This is a genomic window from Paenibacillus sp. MMO-177, assembly GCF_037147795.1.
Classification (GTDB): Bacteria; Bacillota; Bacilli; order Paenibacillales; family Paenibacillaceae; genus Pristimantibacillus.
Genome location: NZ_JBBCUR010000002.1, coordinates 935734 through 952622, shown reverse-complemented (window position 1 = coordinate 952622; position 16889 = coordinate 935734). Strand labels below are relative to the sequence as shown.

Below are 16889 nucleotides of genomic sequence, written 5' to 3'. Positions count from 1 at the left end.
AGTCGTACAATGGAACAATTGAAATGGCACCAAATGGAAGCGGGCGAACTGGCGAATAAGCTGGGCAGCTCGCTTGCGCAAGGGCTGTCTGCATCGGAAGCAGAAGACAGGCTGTCGAAGAACGGGCGGAACGAGCTGGCGGAGGGCGAGCGTATTTCCCCGGTTGTGCTTTTCCTGAATCAATTCAAAGATTTCATGGTGCTTGTGCTAATGGGCGCTACTCTCATATCGGGGCTCTTGGGCGAATATTTGGATGCCGTGACGATTGTGGCCATTATCGCGATTAACGCGGTACTCGGCTTCATTCAGGAATTCCGTGCGGAGAAGTCGCTTAACGCCCTCAAGGAGCTGTCTGCGCCTACGGCAAAGGTTATTCGGGACGGACAGCAGCTGATGATTGCAGCCAAAGAGCTGGTGAACGGGGATGTTATTCTGCTTGAGAGCGGCGACCGCATTCCGGCCGATATCCGGCTCGTTGAAGCGAATAGCTGCTATGCCGAGGAATCTGCCCTGACAGGCGAATCGGTGCCGGTCGGCAAGCATGCCGCCGCGATTCATGAAGACGAGCTGCCGCTTGGCGACCAGCGGAATTTGGGCTTTATGGGTACCATGCTTACCCGAGGAACAGCCAAAGGAGTTGTTGTCCGGACCGGCATGGATACGGAAATGGGGAAAATCGCCGGACTCATTCAGCAGACCGAGTCGATGGAAACGCCGCTTCAGCACAGACTGGAGCAGCTTGGCAAAATATTAATCGCCGTTGCGATCGGACTTACGATTATGGTTGTTGTTGCCGGCATTCTGCATGGACAGCCTGCCTACGGCATGTTCCTTGCCGGAGTCAGTCTTGCGGTAGCGGCTATTCCGGAAGGGCTTCCGGCCATCGTTACGATTGCCCTTGCCCTCGGCGTACAGCGGATGATTAAACGTAAGGCGATTGTCCGCAAGCTGCCTTCCGTAGAAACGTTAGGCTGTACTTCGGTTATCTGCTCCGACAAGACCGGCACGCTGACGCAAAACAAAATGACCGTCACGAACGTTTGGCTGGGCGGACGGCATCTCCAGGTGACGGGCGAAGGTTATGAGCCGGTTGGAGCTGCTTTCGAGGACGGCTCCATGGTGGATGTGAAGCATGATATTGCCTTGAAGCGTCTCCTTCAGATTTCGGCGCTTTGCAATAACGCGACCATTACGCAGGCGGAGCAGCAGGATTCGAAGAAACGGAAAAGCAAAGAGACCCAAGAGGAATGGGTGCTGAAAGGCGATCCGACGGAAGGCGCGCTTACCGTACTGTCGGCCAAGCTGGGAATGTCCGCAAAATCGCTGGAAGGCTTATATAAGAGGGAAAAGGAATTCCCGTTTGATTCCGAACGGAAGCGGATGAGCGTTCTTGTCTCGCATCAGGGCGGACGGGTTGTGTATACGAAAGGCGCCTCCGACATGCTGATGGAACATTGCAGCTACGTGTTATGGGACGGCAAGGTTGTGCCTTTTACCGCTACGCTTAAGAAAAAATGCGCGGACGCCGCGGAAGAGATGGCCCAAAACGCTCTGCGCGTGCTTGGTCTTGCTTACCGGGATATCCGCAGCGGCGAACCGACGGAGACGGAAAGCGACGTGGAATGCCAGCTTGTATTTGTGGGCCTCACCGGCATGATCGACCCGCCGCGCCGCGAGGTGCGCGATGCGATTGCGACCTGCCGCAGAGCGGGCATCAAGACGGTTATGATAACGGGCGATCATCAGTTAACCGCCGAAGCGATCGCCCACCAGCTTGGCATCATGCCGCGCGGAGGCGTAGCGCTCAGCGGCAGCCAGCTGGAAAATATGACGGACGATCAGCTCGACAAGCATGTCGACAATGTCTATGTCTACGCCCGCGTATCGCCGGAGCATAAGCTCCGGATCGTCAAATCCCTGCAGAGAAAAGGACATGTCGTTGCCATGACCGGCGACGGCGTTAATGACGCTCCGGCTATTAAAGCCGCCGATATCGGCATTGCGATGGGCATCACCGGGACGGATGTCTCCAAGGAAGCATCCGCGCTTGTATTAAGCGACGACAACTTTGCGACGATCGTGTCGGCCATCGAAGAAGGCCGGAGCATCTATGAGAACATCCGCAAGTTCATCCGTTACCTGCTGGCGTCCAACGTTGGCGAGATTCTGACGATGTTCCTGGCGATGATGGCGGGCCTTCCGCTTCCGCTCGTACCGATTCAGATCTTGTGGGTTAACCTTGTGACGGACGGTCTGCCGGCAATGGCGCTGGGGGTTGACCAGGCGGAGAAGGATTTGATGCAGCAGAAGCCGCGCTCGGCCAAGGAAAGCGTGTTTGCAAGACGGCTTGGATGGAAAATCATCAGCCGCGGCGTTTTGATCGGAGTATGTACGCTAGGCGCCTTCTGGATTACGCTCAAGCTTGCTCCGGGTACGGCCGCGGAGCAGCTTACCAAGGCGCAGACGGTTGCTTTTGCCACGCTGGTACTGGCCCAGCTCATTCACGTCTTTGACTGCCGCAGCTCGCGTTCCATCTTCCACCGCAACCTGTTCCAGAACCGTTACCTGGTGCTTGCCGTTCTATCGTCCTTGATCCTGATGATCGGGGTGCTCTACATTCCGATGCTTCAGCCGATCTTCAAGACGGTGCCGCTCAATTTCCGCGAATGGTGCCTGGTCTTTGTGGCCGCCGGCATTCCAACCTTCCTGATGGGTATCGGCAGCGTGCTTGGAACAAGCAAGCCTAAAAGCAAACCGGCAAAAATGGCGTTCAAAAACGTGTAATGAAGTACAAATGATGATCGGAATTATGAATAGCGTTTCCCCTTGCTTTGCGGTATGCTAAGGAAAAATGATAGCTTATTTTATCCATTGGCTGCAGTAAAGGGGGAACACCATGATGAAATTTACAAAAATGCATGGTTTGGGGAATGATTTTATCGTTATCGCCGGAGAGCGGCAGCTGCCGGATAACGTGGCAGAGCTGGCGAAAAACCGGTGCAACCGGTTTTTCGGTATCGGCGCTGACGGACTGGTATACATTCTTCCTTCGGAAGTGGCGGATTTCCGCATGCGCATCATCAACTCCGACGGTTCGGAGGCGGAGCAATGCGGCAACGCGATTCGCTGCGCGGCGAAATACATTTACGACAACGGTCTTACGGATAAAGAGGAATTAACGATCGAAACGCTTGGCGCCGGTGCGCAGACGGTTCAACTGCAAGTAGCGGACGGCAAAGTGAAGCAGGTTCGCGTGGATATGGGCGAGCCGATTCTGAACGGCCTGCAGGTGCCTACAACGGTTGACGAAGAACGCGTCATCGAGCACCCGATTGAAGTGGACGGCCGCGAATTCCGGTTCACGGCCGTATCGATGGGCAACCCGCACTGCGTGATCTACGTGGAGGATGCCGCCAACTTTGATCTTGCGACTTGGGGACCAAAGCTCGAGACGCATCCGATGTTCCCGCGCAAAATCAATGTGGAGTTCGTTACCGTAACCTCCCGCGAACATGCGGAAATGCGCGTTTGGGAGCGCGGGGCGGGACCAACGCTGGCCTGCGGTACCGGCGCATGCGCAACGGTCGTCTCCTCCGTGCTGAACGGCTTAACGGACCGCACTGCGGTTGTAACGCTCAAAGGCGGAGACCTGACGATCGAATGGAACGAAGCGGATAATCATGTTTATATGACTGGACCTGCAGCCGAAGTATACCGCGGCGAATGGGAATAGGGAGAAATGAATATGAAGCCCGATTTGAGAACGAAGCTTAAGCAGCGTATCTTGACCGGGGACGGCGCGATGGGAACCTATCTGTATCAGATGGGGTTCCCTGTCGGCGTTTCTTACGAAGAATTGAATATGACCCGTCCGGATGTCATTGAAGGCGTCCATCGCCGGTACTATGAAGCAGGGGCGCGCGTCATCGAGACCAATACGTTTTCGGCCAATCCGGTCAAGCTGTCCAAGTACGGCCTGGAGCCGGATACGGAAGCGATTAACCGTGCCGGTGTGCGGATTGCGAGAGCCGCGGCCGGCGAGGATGCTTACGTGGTTGGCGCCGTTGGCTCGATTCGAGCGGGCAAGCTGAAGGATGTGCGGACATCCGAAGTGAGCCATGCGTTAGAGCGTCAACTGGATGCTTTGCTTGCCGAAGGCGTGGACGGAATTCTGTTTGAAACGTTTTACGATTTTGACGAAATGCGCCTGGCACTGGGACTTGCCCGCAAGCTGACCCAGCTGCCTGTCATTTGCCAATTTGCCGCTGAGGATGTCGGACGCACGCAGGACGGCACCGGCTTGCTGGATGCCTTCACTATATTGAAGGATGAGGGTGCCGATGTCGTCGGTTTCAACTGCCGGAGCGGCCCAAACGGAATTATGCGGGCGGTGGATTCGATTGGCGGACCTGTAGAGCTGCCGCTGTCGATCTTCCCGAACGCGGGTATTCCGGATTATGTCGACGGCAAATACAAGTATTCGGCCGGACCGGATTATTTTGCCGAGACCGCTCTTCAATTCGCGGACCGCGGCGCGCGAATCATTGGCGGATGCTGCGGAACTACGCCGGAGCATATTACGGCGATGGCGAAGGCTTTGAAGGATTATGCCCCGCATAGCGGCGCGGCAGCCGTTGCGGCTGCCGACTTCCCGGAAGCGGAGGTTATCGTAATAGAGGTGGAAACGGCCGAGGTGGTGAAGAGTGCTTCCGAGGAGCGGGCGGACACGCCGATTGTTTCGGAACCATCGCTGGTCGACACCGTAAAAGTAAGGCATACGGTTATTGTTGAGCTGGATCCTCCGCGCGATCTGGATATCGCGAAATTTATGGCTGGAGCAGCCGCCATTAAAGCCTGCGGAGCGGATGCCATTACGATGGCGGACAATTCGCTGGCCGTGACCCGCATGAGCAACCTGGCGCTCGCCGCGCTGGTGAAGGACCGGATCGGCTTGCGTCCGCTCGTTCATATTGCCTGCCGGGACCGCAACCTGATTGGAACGCAGTCGCATCTGATGGGGCTGGACGCGCTCGGAATCGACCACGTGCTGGCGGTTACCGGCGATCCGGCGCGCTTCGGCGATTTGCCCGATTCCAGCTCGGTGTACGATCTGACCTCCTTCGAGATGATCCGAATGACCAAGCAGCTTAACGACGGTATCGCCTTCTCGGGCAAGCCGCTTAAGCAGAAGGCCAATTTCGTCGTTGGAGCGGCGTTTAACCCAAACGTCAAGCATTTGGACAAGGCCGTCCAGCGGCTGGAGAAAAAGATCGCATCCGGCGCGGATTATATCATGACCCAGCCGGTCTATGATCCGGCGCTCATGGAGAAAATCGCGGAAGCGACAAAGCATTTGCCTGTTCCGGTGTTCATCGGCATTATGCCGCTTGCGAGCGGGCGCAATGCCGAATACCTGCACAACGAGGTTCCGGGCATCCAATTATCCGATGAAGTACGGAAGCGGATGGCGGGACTTGAAGGGGCGGCGGGGCGCGCGGAAGGCGTTCGAATCTCCCGGGAGCTGCTTGATGCCGCTGTCCGTCATTTCAAGGGCATTTACTTTATGACACCGTTTATGTTCTACGAAATGGCGGTGGAGTTGACGGACTACGTATGGGCGAAAACCGGAGTGCAAAGACGATAAAATAGTCCGTTTTCGCAATTTCTCTTGTTTTCTCTTGTTCGTTTGTGCAAAATCCATTAAACTATATAACAATGGATCGGGCTGCCTGTTTGACCGGCTGCATCTTTCCAGGGACAGGCAGTGTCCCCGGAATAGCGGGAACAGGCGTGGAGACGCGGCGCGGAACGTATGCTCCGGACTTTTTTCGTCAACAATAGTGCAATGGTTCTGTCGTTATTTGGCAGGGTGGAGCAATTCATCAGGGTCCAATACATTTTATACAAATATATGATTTATACGGGAGTTGCACGAGGAAGACCGGAGGGGGAACCTGACTTGGCTATTAAACTTATTAATATCGGCTTCGGCAATATTGTTTCGGCCAATCGCATTATTTCAATTGTTAGCCCGGAGTCGGCACCGATTAAACGGATTATTCAAGAAGCACGTGACAGACATATGCTGATTGACGCGACTTACGGAAGACGCACGCGTGCTGTCATCATTACGGACAGCGACCATGTCATTTTATCGGCGGTGCAGCCGGAGACGGTTGCGCATCGCTTGTCGACCAAGGATGACGATAACGACGAATAACACGGGGAGTCATATGGATAAGGGATTGTTGATTGTATTGTCCGGACCTTCAGGCGTAGGAAAAGGAACGGTATGTTCCGTTCTGCGCCAAAAGGTGCCTGAGCTTGTCTATTCCGTATCGGCAACGACGCGGAAACCAAGACAAGGCGAAATCGATGGTATTAATTATTTCTTCAAGACGAGAGAGCAGTTCCAGGAGATGATTGCCAAAGACGCGCTCCTTGAGCATGCCGAGTATGTGGGCAACTGCTACGGCACTCCGCGCGATTTCGTCGAGAGTACGCTTGCCAGCGGCAAGGACGTCATTCTGGAGATTGAAGTGCAAGGCGCGTTAAAGGTGAAAGAGAAGTTCCCGGAAGGCGTGTTTGTCTTCCTGCTTCCTCCGTCGCTAGACGAGCTGAAGTCCCGCATTACGGGCAGGGGAACGGAAACCCAGGATACGATCAATAATCGGATGTCGGTTGCGGTTGAAGAAATGAGCTTAATCCGTCATTATGATTATGCGGTTGTTAACGATGAGATTGATGCCGCATGTCATCGTATCCAAAGCATTATCGTGGCGGAGCATTGCCGCAGAGACCGGTATTATTCCCATTTGGCAGAGCTGCCGGCTGCTACCGAGAAAGTCTGAGCGAGAGGTGAAGAACAATGTTGTATCCATCGATTGATGAAATGGTGAAAAAAGTAGACAGCAAATATTCGCTTGTAGTTGCGGCTTCGAGACGCGCGCGTATGCTGCGTAACGGTGAGAAATCCGAGCTTCGCAACCCGAAATCCCGCAAATTTGTTGGTGTTGCTCTGGAAGAAATCTTCCACGACATCGTGCAAGTTGAACAAACAGCGGACAAACAACAACAATAGGTTTGATGGAAAATAGGATGGAGCTGATCAGCTTCATCCTATTTTTTTGTTTTATTCGTTTCCGGACATGTCCGTTTTTGTTTGAAATAACAGTTTTCAAAAATAAACAAACATGTTAACATATAAACAAACAAAAACAAATCTAATCGGAGGGAAAACAAAATGGCTCGCAAGTTATGGGATTCCTGTTAATCCTGCATCATGTCCTTCTGGTTCTTATCCTTCGTTGTATAATCAATAGCTTGGCCTTAAAATATCGATAGGTATGGAAAAATTGAGAAGAAAGAGAAAGAGGTAGGCTATGCTGGTTGCGGAACGGTACGAAACGATAGTTCGATTGGTGAATGAGCGGGGCAGCATCCGGGTATCGGAGCTGAGCGAGCTTTGTCAGGTCACGGAGGAGACGATCCGCCGGGATCTGGACCGCCTGGAACAGGCGGGGCGGCTTCGCCGCTCCCATGGCGGCGCGGTCAGCGTGAAGGATACGCAGCCGGAGACTCCGGTAGCGGAACGGGAAATTATGCATGCAGACGAGAAACGACGTATTGCGGAAGAAGCGGTCAAGCTGATCAAGCCGAATGACCGGATTTTGCTGGACGCCAGCTCAACGGCATGGTATATGGCATCGATCCTGCCGGATATTCCGCTCACTGTTTTGACCAATTCGATTAAAGTTGCCGTCGCCTTAAGCAATAAGGAGAAGATCGAAGTGATCTCGACCGGCGGTATACTGGCCTCGCGTTCCTTGTCTTACGTAGGGCCGCTCGCGGAACGGTCGCTCGAAACCTATCATGTAAACAAGCTGTTTTTATCCTGCAAGGGCGTGCATCTGGAGCGCGGAATCAGCGAATCGAATGAACTCCAGGCACGCATTAAACATAAGATGCTCGGCATTGCGGAGCAGGTCATCCTGCTTGCGGATTCCAGCAAGTTCGGCGTTCAGGCGTTTACCCATGTAGGCGAACTGGCGGAGGTTGACGCCATTATTACGGACCGCCGGCTTTCCCAGGATGCTGCATTCGGGCTATCCGAGCGTTCAATACCGGTTACGATGGTTTAACGAATCGATACGTTTGTGAGGTGACGTGGTGAAGGTTTCATTATTTATCACCTGTCTTAGCGACACGATATATCCCCGAGTGGGAGAGGCGATGGTCAGACTGCTGGCCAAGTACGGAATTCAGCTGCATTTTCCAACGGTACAAACCTGCTGCGGCCAACCCGCCTTCAACAGCGGTTATTGGAAGGAAGCGCGGGAGAGCGCAAAGACGATCCTCGATGCATTCGAAGACTCCGACTTCGTGATCTCGCCTTCCGGCTCCTGTACGGGCATGATTCATCATTATCCCAAGCTGTTTGAAGCGGATCCGGTTATGTATAAGCGGGCTTTGAAGCTCCAAAGCAAATCCTACGAATTTACGCAATTTCTTGTTCAAGTGCTTGGCGTAAAAGACGTTGGCGCGGTATTCCCGCATAAAGTGACGTACCATCCTTCCTGTCATGGCAGCAGGCTGCTTGGCATTAAAGAGGAGCCGATGGAGCTTATGCGCCATGTGCGGGGGCTTGAGCTTGTTCCGCTTCCGTTCGCGGAGGACTGCTGCGGCTTTGGCGGCACGTTTGCGGTGAAGATGGCCGATATTTCCGGCGCGATGGTAACCGAGAAGGTGGACCATGTGCTGGAGTCAGAAGCCGAGGTGCTGGTTGGGCTAGATCTGGCTTGTCTGATGAATATTGCCGGCAACCTGCAGTACCGCAATCAGCCGGTAAAGGTGATGCATTTGGCAGAGCTCTTGTATGAAGGGGTGAAGCAGGCATGAGTACGGCTGGTACAGCTTCAACGGTAAAAGAACGCGCGGAATTGGCATTGAACGACGAGTTTCTGCGCAAAGCGGTCAAGTTCACGACCGAACGGCTTCGGAACGGCAAAAAGCAGGCTTCCGCCGAGCATGGCAATTGGGATGACTGGCGGGAGCGCGGACGGCAAATCCGCCTTCATACGATCGCTCATTTGGATTACTATTTGAATATGTTTGCGGATCAGGCGCGCGCGAACGGCGTGCACGTGCATTTTGCCGAGACGTCAGCAGAAGCGGTAAAGCTGTCTCTCGAGATTGCGCAGCGCAAGCAGGCGAAGTCGGTTGTAAAATCAAAGTCGATGGTTACGGAAGAGCTGCATTTGAATCATGAGCTTGAGTCCATTGGCGTTGAAGCCATTGAAACGGATCTTGGCGAGTATATCATTCAGCTGGCCGGCGAGACGCCTTCCCATATTATTATCCCGGCTATTCACAAGAACCGTTATCAGGTGGCTGATCTTCTGTCCCGGGAAGCCGGCGAGACGCTTGCTCCGGATACGTCCATCCTTGCGGGATTTGTGCGCAAGAAGCTCCGGGAAAAGTTTCTGGAGGCGGATATCGGGATGACCGGCTGCAATTTCGCGATTGCCGAGACCGGCTCGATGGTGCTTTTCGAGAACGAAGGAAACGCGCGGATGGTTACAACCGTTCCGAAGACGCAGATAACGCTGATGGGGATGGAACGGATTATTCCGTCCTGGGCGGATCTGGAGGTTATGGCTACTCTGCTGCCGCGATCGGCGACAGGGCAGAAGCTGACGGTTTACATGTCCGGCATTACCGGTCCAAGACGCGAAGTTGACGCGGACGGACCGGATGAGATGCATATTATTATCGTCGATAACGGACGATCCTTGCAGCTGGGCGACCCGGAGTTCCAGGAGCTCCTGAACTGTATCCGCTGCGGCGCTTGTCTAAACGCTTGTCCGGTATACCGTCACATCGGCGGGCATGCATACGGCGGTACTTATAGCGGTCCTATTGGAGCCGTGCTGACCCCTGCCCTGCAGAAAAACGTAGCGGAGTGGGATGATATCGCTAACGCATCAAGCTTGTGCGGCGCCTGCTACGAAGCTTGTCCGGTCAAAATTCCGCTTCACGAGATGCTGATTTATTTGCGCCGGCGCAAGCAGGAGCAAGGGCATGGCAATGCGGCGGAGTCGATCGGGATGAAGGGGTTTGCCGCCGTCATGGGCAGCTCGAAGCGTTATGCCGGCCTTGTAAAGCTTGGGAAGCTCGGGCAGAAGCTGGTTGTGCGGGATGGCGGCATTCGTCTTAAGCTTGGACCGCTTAAAGGCTGGAATACGTACCGGGTAACGCCTAGCCTGCCGAAGAAGTCGTTCCGCGACCAATGGGGGACGCTAGAGCAGGAGCTGCGCCATGAATTGAAGGAGCTTGCTCCCGACGTGCGCAGCAGGATGGAAGCCATTGTGCAAGGAAGAGACAGCAAGGGAGGCAACAGTCATGGCTAAGCAGGCGGATTCCCATGAGGAATGGCTGAAGCAGCTGGCGGAAGAGTCGAAGCGGAAGCAGGAGGCGTTCATGAACGGGATCGCCCAGAAGCTGGGACGTTCCCGGTTGACTTCGGCGCCGGAGCATCCGTTCCGGGGCGCGCCGGATTTCTGGCAAGCGTTCGAATGGCCGCTTGAGGAACGGGTGGACCGGTTCGAGGCGAACTTCAAGGCAGCCGGCGGGCATGTGGAGCGGGTTGCCGACATGGAGGCGGCTAAGCGGTTTATCGCGGAGAAGGCGGAAGCGCTTGGCGCCAAATACGTCATCCGGCAAAATCAGCCGGAGTTAAACGGGCTTGGCCTCGAGGAGACGCTTGCCGCGTCCGGGGCGGAAGTCCGCGTATGGAACAGCGAGGCGGAGGAGAACTGGAGAGCGCGCGCGGCGGAATCGGACTTCGGTATTGTAATGGCTGACTATGCAGCCGCGTATACCGGCTCCGTAACCGTGTTGTCCTCGAAGGATAAAGGCCGCTCGGTAAGCTTGCTGCCGACCGTATTGTTTGTTTTGATCCCGCTTGAGCGCTTGAAGACGCGGCTAGGCGAGATCTTGATCGATTTCGATGAAGCGGGACGCGAGCAGCTGCCGGCCGGGATTCACTTTATTTCCGGTCCAAGCCGTTCGGCCGATATCGAGAATGACCTGACGATTGGCGTTCACGGACCCGGCGTCGTCTATGCTCTCCTGATTGGTTAGTACGCGAGTTGACTCGCCCCTCTAACGAAACGTAGTATCCTTATTTGCCGAAAAACAACCGCATTCGGAATTCTAACGAAACGTAGTAACGCTATTTGGCTTATTCGAGGTCAAATGAGGAGAAAAAGCAGCGAATAGCGATCTGTAGTTTCGCTAGAATACGAAAGCCCCAAAATTCGGCGAAATAACGATACGTAGTTTCGTTAGCCTTTTTGGAGCAGTAGCATGAGGAATGCCCGTATGCTTGACGCGGCGCTAATGGCGTCCGGTCTGATGAGCATACGGGCTTTTCTGGGCAAATCTGGTCAACCGGTTTCTTCAAACATAAAAGGAGCAAGCACCCCTTGGGAGCTTGCTCCTTCTTTTTTACTTATCCTACTTTTTGGTCTCGAGGAATTTTTCGATGAACTGAAGCGCTTTTTCGGTGTTTTTGGAACCTTCGCGAACGCTGGCGATATAATTGTCTTTGGCTTGCATCGGAATATTGCCGATGATTGGGCTGCCGGAAATTTTTACGCCATACGTATGCTCGGTTGGATCCTCTTCCGTCTTTTGCTTAAAGCTGTCCTCCGGCTTAAGCAGCTTGGTGATAGCCGTCTGCGAGTCCAAATTCATGAACGCGCCTTGCGGGCCAACCCAATTAAACGCGGCCGTATCCGTAATGTAGATGTCCGGGCGTTCCGTCGCGAGTACGACCATGGCTTTTTGCTGGGAAGCAATGTCCATTTGATCCTTCGCATCCAGCGGCGCATACGTGAAGTTGACTTTAAAACGCTTGAATTCCGGGAACTGCTTAAGAAGCGCTTCTTCGATATCTGCTTCTTTGGTCTGCTTGCCCGTACTGTCGCTCATGTAGTATTCGCCAAGGAACATGATGGACAGGTCTACCGGCGGAAGCTTGGCGAGACGCTCCTGCTCAGCCCGGTGGTCCAGATAGCTGTTAATGCCAACGATAACAAGAATGAGGGCAATGATGCCGCCAAGCACGTGGAACTTGTAGTAGCGCCAGAAATGGTCTACTTTTTCCGCGGAGCCGGCCATTTTTTTGTACTTGCCGTATTCCTGCTGATTGAATGCCTCATTGGCTTTCCGGTTGTCCTCGTCTAGGATAAACCGGTAGGCGCGATTTACTTCCTCAAAGTCAGCCTGGTCGGTTCCGTCCGGGTTCTCTCTTTGTCTCGCCCGAGCTTGTCGCATCAAGGTGGTATAACGCTTATCGACCTCTTCTTTCGAAGCGTTTTCAGGAAGACCCATCGTTTCGTAAGCTCGTTTCAGTTCGTCCATGGAGTTGCTCTCACCTCTGTTAGGATTAGAAAAAAATAATAGCTACTCTCTAGTATACGGATTTGAATAGAAGATTTCCATTCCTCCATCTGGGAACGGGGCAGGCTACAAATTGGGATGACCTATGGTATGATAGGAAAAAGCGCGAATGGGTCTCACTTAAACGGTCAATACATAGATTAACAGCATAAATCGGGGGAAACAGGATGTTGAGAGGAAAAACGATAGTACTAGGCATTACCGGCGGCATTGCGGCCTATAAAGGCGCGGCGCTCTGCAGCAAGCTTGTGCAGGCAGGGGCCGAGGTTCACGTCATTATGACGGAGTCGGCAACTAAGTTTATTACGCCGCTGACGCTGCAGACCTTGTCCCGCCATCCGGTGCACATCGATACGTTTGACGAGAAGGACCCTTCGGTCGTTACTCACATTGATTTGGCGGATCGCGCCGATTTGGTCGTAATTGCGCCCGCAACCGCGAATATTATTGGAAAAGCGGCAAACGGCCTGGCCGACGACATGCTGAGCACAACCTTGCTCGCAGCAACAAGTCCGATATTGATGGCTCCGGCCATGAACGTGCATATGTACGAGCATCCGGCGGTCGTCCGCAACCTGGAGCTCCTGGCATCCCGCGGCGTGATGTTCGTCGAGCCGGGAACGGGGCAGCTGGCTTGCGGTTACGTAGCCAAAGGCCGACTTGCGGAGCCGGAGGATATTGTTATTGCGGTTTATTCCCTGCTGAATGCGAAGGAGCATGGAGCGCTTGCGGGCAAGCGCGTGCTGGTAACGGCGGGAGGCACGATGGAGCGTCTGGATCCGGTCCGTTATTTGACGAATGATTCTTCCGGCAAAATGGGCTTTGCCATCGCGGAGGCCGCCAAGGTGATGGGGGCCGAGGTTACGGTTATCGCGGGCAGAACATCCGTTGATCCGCCGGCCGGCGTAAAGGTTGTACGGGTAGAATCGGCGCAGCAAATGCTTGATGCCGTGCTGGAACGGTTCGACGAATCGGATATTGTGGTGAAATCGGCCGCGGTAGCGGATTACCGCCCGGTGACCAGACATGGCCGGAAGATTAAGAAGTCCGGCGATACCTTAACGCTGGAACTCGAGAAAACGACGGATATATTGCAGACGCTAGGCGAGCGGAAGAGCCATCAGCTCTTAATCGGTTTTGCGGCGGAGACGGAGCAGTTGGAGAAGTATGCCATGGACAAGCTTAAGCGCAAAAATGCCGATCTGATCGTCGGCAACGATGTCAGCCTGGAAGGCGCCGGCTTTAACGGGGATACGAATATCGTACAGCTGTACGGACCAAGCGGATTAATTGAGGCGATGCCGCTGCTGTCCAAGCGCGAGACCGCTCAGCGCATTCTGACGATTGCGGCCCAGCGCCTTACGGAGGTAGCCGCCCGTAACGGAGGTCGGGGCCAAGAATGATTGCCAAAGTGATCGTAGACGTGCCGAGCCGCCAGACGGACCGGCCGTTTGATTATAAAGTGCCCGCCGGCATGGAGAGCTGGATTGAGGTCGGCAGCCGGGTAGGCGTTCCTTTTGGCCCAAGGACGCTGCAGGGGTTCGTTATTGAGCTTGCGGAGACCGCGGATGTGGATCCGATGAAGCTTAAGGCCGTATCCGAGCTGCTTGATCCGGTTCCGCCGCTGCTGCCCGATCTGATCGAGCTGGCCAAATGGATGAGCGACAAATATTGCTGTTCTTGGACGACAGCGCTTCAGGCTATGATTCCGGCCGCGCTGAAAGGGAAAGCGGAGCGGTATATCAGCCTGAACGATGATCCGGATTATTCGGCGGAGGACTATGGTCTGACGGCGCTGCTGCCGGAGGAGATGCTGACGTGGATCGGCAGGCAGAAGCAGCTTAAGCTGGAGACGCTTCAGCAGCGGTATCCGGACCATTCTGCGGCGATAAAGGAAGCGCTCCGCGAAGGGCTGCTTCACGAGCAGACTTCGATCCGCGACCGTCTGGCGATCCGCAAGGTACTGACCGTGTTTCCGCCTGATGACGAAGCTGCGGCGCGCGAAGCGCTGGAGAACTTTCCGGCCCGTGCAGGGAAGCAGCGGGAGCTGCTCGCCTTTATGCTGGAGCGCGGCGAGGCGATGCCGCTGCAGGCGCTGCTGGCGGAAGCAGGCGGTTCGCCCGCCAGCGTTCGGGCGCTTGCGGACAAGGGTTTGCTTGGTCTTCATGAGGTCGAGCAGGAACGGGATCCGTACGCAGGCCGGGATTTCCAGCGGACGCAGCCGCTGCCGCTTATGCCCGGACAGCAGGACGTGTATGAGCGGATTGCCGGCACGGTAAGCCGAGGCGAGCCGCAGGTGTTGCTGCTTCACGGCGTTACGGGAAGCGGCAAGACCGAGGTCTATATGCAGTCGATTCAGCATTGTCTGGAATTAGGCAAGCAGGCGATTGTGCTGGTGCCGGAAATTTCGCTTACGCCGCAAATGGTGGAGCGGTTCAAAGGACGCTTCGGCGAAGCCGTCGCCGTGCTGCATAGCCGGCTGTCGAACGGCGAGCGTTACGACGAGTGGCGCAAAATCCGGAGCCGCCGCGTACAGGTCGCTATTGGTGCGCGTTCGGCGATCTTTGCACCTTTCGAACGGATTGGGCTTATTATTATTGATGAAGAGCATGAATCCTCCTACAAGCAGGAGGAAAGCCCGAAATACCATGCCCGGGATGTCGCGGTAAGGCGCGCAAGGCAGCATGGGGCCGCGGTTGTGCTTGGCTCCGCGACGCCGTCGCTGGAATCCTTCGCCGCCGCCAGCCGCCCTCCTGCGCCCGGTAAAGAATCCGCGCTGCTGCCCATGCCGGAGCGGGTCGGCAGCCGTCCGATGCCGCCGGTTCAAGTCATTGACATGCGCGGCGAGCTGCAGGACGGCAACCGGTCGATGTTCAGCCGGAAGCTGCATGCCGCGCTGGCCGAGAGGCTGGAACGCGGCGAGCAGTCGGTGCTGCTGCTTAACCGGCGGGGCTATTCGACGTTTGTGATGTGCCGCTCCTGCGGGTATACGGCTGCTTGCCCTCATTGCGACATTTCGCTCACCTACCATCAGAAATCGCGGGCGCTTCGCTGCCATTATTGCGGTCATGCCGAGCTGGCGCCGAAGGAATGCCCTTCCTGCGGCAGCGAGCATATCCGCTACTTCGGGACGGGGACGCAGCGGGTGGAGGAAGAGCTGGCGAAGCTGTTTCCGGGGATCCGGGTGATCCGGATGGATGTGGATACAACCTCCGAGAAGCATGCCCACGAGAAGCTGCTGAAGCAATTCGGCGAGCGGAAAGCGGATGTGCTGCTGGGCACGCAGATGGTCGCGAAGGGGCTCGATTTTCCGTACGTTACGCTGGTTGGCGTAATAGCCGCGGATACGTCGCTCAATCTGCCTGACTTCCGGTCGGCGGAGCGGACGTTCCAGCTGCTGACGCAGGTAGCCGGACGCGCCGGGCGCCATCATCTGCCGGGAGAGGTTGTTATCCAGACCTATTCTCCCGAGCATTACGCCATCCTTACCGCCCAGCATCATGATTATGCCGCATTTGTGAGGGAAGAACTGAAGCACCGGAGCGTGATGGGCTATCCGCCTTTTTGCCGGCTGGTGCTGGTGACGATGTCGCATGAACAGCTGCCTCTGTTGTCTTCGGTTAGCGAACAGTTTGCCGAGCGGCTTAGGGGATTAGCGGGGGAAGAGGGTGTTCTTGGCCCGCTTGAAGGCGGTCTGCCGAGGGCGATGGATATTCTTGGGCCCGTCGCTTCGCCCATTTCCAGAATGAAAGATCGCTACCGTTTTCAATGTGTGATAAAATATCGTGGAAACATCGACGTACCCGCGCTGCTGAGGCATGCGATGGCGCCTTTTGTGGAGGGCTCGCCGGCAAAGCAGGTGCAGTTCAGCATCGATGTCGACCCACAAGTCATTTTATAAAATAGATTACGATTGTAAAGGAAGGTAACGGCCATGGCCATTCGTATTATTGTGAAAGAACCCGATCCGGTGCTCCGGGAGACGGCAAAGGAAGTAACGAAATTCAATTCCAATCTTCAAAAGCTTCTGAAGGATATGGCAGAAACCATGTATGACGCGGACGGCGTAGGGCTTGCGGCTCCGCAGATCGGCATCTCGAAGCGCGTTATTGTTGTGGATATCGGCGACGAGACGGGTCTGATCTCGATGGTTAACCCCGTTATCGTGGAAAAAGAAGGCGAGCAGGTTGGTCCGGAAGGCTGCCTAAGCATCCCAAACCTGAACGGAGACGTAAAGCGTTACGAGCGTATCGTCGTAAACGGGCAGGACGGGGAAGGCAATCCGTTTACGGTAGAGGCAAGCGGCTTCCTTGCGGTTGCTTTCCAGCATGAAATCGATCATCTGAATGGCATTCTGTTTACGGATATTGCGCAGAATGTATATGACATTACGGCAAGACAAAGAAAAGGCGGCGAGTAAAGGA

General features: G+C 55.1%; 14 protein-coding genes. 13 read left to right on the top strand and 1 reads right to left on the bottom strand.

The window, feature by feature from the left end; all coding sequences use genetic code 11:
- The first annotated feature begins 9 nt into the window (after window positions 1–9).
- The 10 genes from WFK81_RS09925 (at window position 10) to WFK81_RS09880 (ending at window position 11142) form a co-directional block, all read left to right on the top strand.
- Window positions 10–2784, top strand: coding sequence for a calcium-translocating P-type ATPase, SERCA-type (locus tag WFK81_RS09925; protein WP_336786239.1), 2775 nt, complete (start codon window positions 10–12; stop codon window positions 2782–2784).
- 115 nt (window positions 2785–2899) lie between these two features.
- Entirely contained in the window at window positions 2900–3733 is an 834-nt protein-coding gene (gene dapF, locus WFK81_RS09920; RefSeq protein WP_336786238.1) for a diaminopimelate epimerase, read from the top strand.
- A gap of 12 nt (window positions 3734–3745) precedes the next feature.
- Window positions 3746–5644 (top strand): bifunctional homocysteine S-methyltransferase/methylenetetrahydrofolate reductase, encoded by a 1899-nt coding sequence (locus WFK81_RS09915; RefSeq protein ID WP_336786237.1) that lies wholly within the window; start codon window positions 3746–3748, stop codon window positions 5642–5644.
- A gap of 315 nt (window positions 5645–5959) precedes the next feature.
- Window positions 5960–6220 (top strand): extracellular matrix/biofilm regulator RemA, encoded by a 261-nt coding sequence (gene remA / locus WFK81_RS09910; protein ID WP_005548256.1) that lies wholly within the window; start codon window positions 5960–5962, stop codon window positions 6218–6220.
- A gap of 13 nt (window positions 6221–6233) precedes the next feature.
- Window positions 6234–6851, top strand: coding sequence for a guanylate kinase (gmk, locus tag WFK81_RS09905; RefSeq protein ID WP_336786463.1), 618 nt, complete (start codon window positions 6234–6236; stop codon window positions 6849–6851).
- Window positions 6852–6868: 17 nt separating this feature from the next.
- Window positions 6869–7081, top strand: a complete 213-nt coding sequence (gene rpoZ, locus WFK81_RS09900) for a DNA-directed RNA polymerase subunit omega (RefSeq protein WP_127493448.1) — start codon at window positions 6869–6871, stop codon at window positions 7079–7081.
- 301 nt (window positions 7082–7382) lie between these two features.
- Window positions 7383–8141, top strand: a complete 759-nt coding sequence (locus WFK81_RS09895; protein ID WP_336786236.1) for a DeoR/GlpR family DNA-binding transcription regulator — start codon at window positions 7383–7385, stop codon at window positions 8139–8141.
- Window positions 8142–8169: 28 nt separating this feature from the next.
- Window positions 8170–8898 carry a (Fe-S)-binding protein gene (locus tag WFK81_RS09890; RefSeq protein WP_336786235.1) on the top strand — a complete coding sequence of 243 codons (729 nt, stop codon included), beginning with the start codon at window positions 8170–8172 and terminating at the stop codon, window positions 8896–8898.
- On the top strand, window positions 8895–10409 hold the full coding sequence (locus tag WFK81_RS09885; RefSeq protein WP_336786234.1) for a LutB/LldF family L-lactate oxidation iron-sulfur protein: 1515 nt from the start codon (window positions 8895–8897) through the stop codon (window positions 10407–10409). The genes WFK81_RS09890 and WFK81_RS09885 overlap by 4 nt, the downstream gene beginning before the upstream one ends.
- On the top strand, window positions 10402–11142 hold the full coding sequence (locus tag WFK81_RS09880; RefSeq protein ID WP_336786233.1) for a LutC/YkgG family protein: 741 nt from the start codon (window positions 10402–10404) through the stop codon (window positions 11140–11142). Before WFK81_RS09885 ends, WFK81_RS09880 begins: the two co-directional genes overlap by 8 nt.
- Window positions 11143–11517: 375 nt before the next feature.
- Here WFK81_RS09880 and WFK81_RS09875 read toward each other — a convergent pair whose 3' ends face one another.
- Window positions 11518–12426: a DnaJ domain-containing protein gene (locus WFK81_RS09875; protein ID WP_336786232.1), complete on the bottom strand. Its 909-nt coding sequence runs from the start codon at window positions 12424–12426 to the stop codon at window positions 11518–11520.
- Window positions 12427–12632: 206 nt separating this feature from the next.
- On the opposite strand from WFK81_RS09875, the gene coaBC reads away from it, so the two are divergent.
- The 3 genes from coaBC to def are packed head-to-tail and all read left to right on the top strand — an operon-like array spanning window position 12633 to window position 16885.
- Window positions 12633–13868: a bifunctional phosphopantothenoylcysteine decarboxylase/phosphopantothenate--cysteine ligase CoaBC gene (gene coaBC, locus WFK81_RS09870; RefSeq protein ID WP_336786231.1), complete on the top strand. Its 1236-nt coding sequence runs from the start codon at window positions 12633–12635 to the stop codon at window positions 13866–13868.
- Window positions 13865–16366 carry a primosomal protein N' gene (gene priA, locus WFK81_RS09865; RefSeq protein ID WP_336786230.1) on the top strand — a complete coding sequence of 834 codons (2502 nt, stop codon included), beginning with the start codon at window positions 13865–13867 and terminating at the stop codon, window positions 16364–16366. The genes coaBC and priA overlap by 4 nt, the downstream gene beginning before the upstream one ends.
- 33 nt (window positions 16367–16399) lie before the next feature.
- On the top strand, window positions 16400–16885 hold the full coding sequence (def, locus tag WFK81_RS09860; RefSeq protein ID WP_127493429.1) for a peptide deformylase: 486 nt from the start codon (window positions 16400–16402) through the stop codon (window positions 16883–16885).
- Window positions 16886–16889 lie beyond the last annotated feature (4 nt).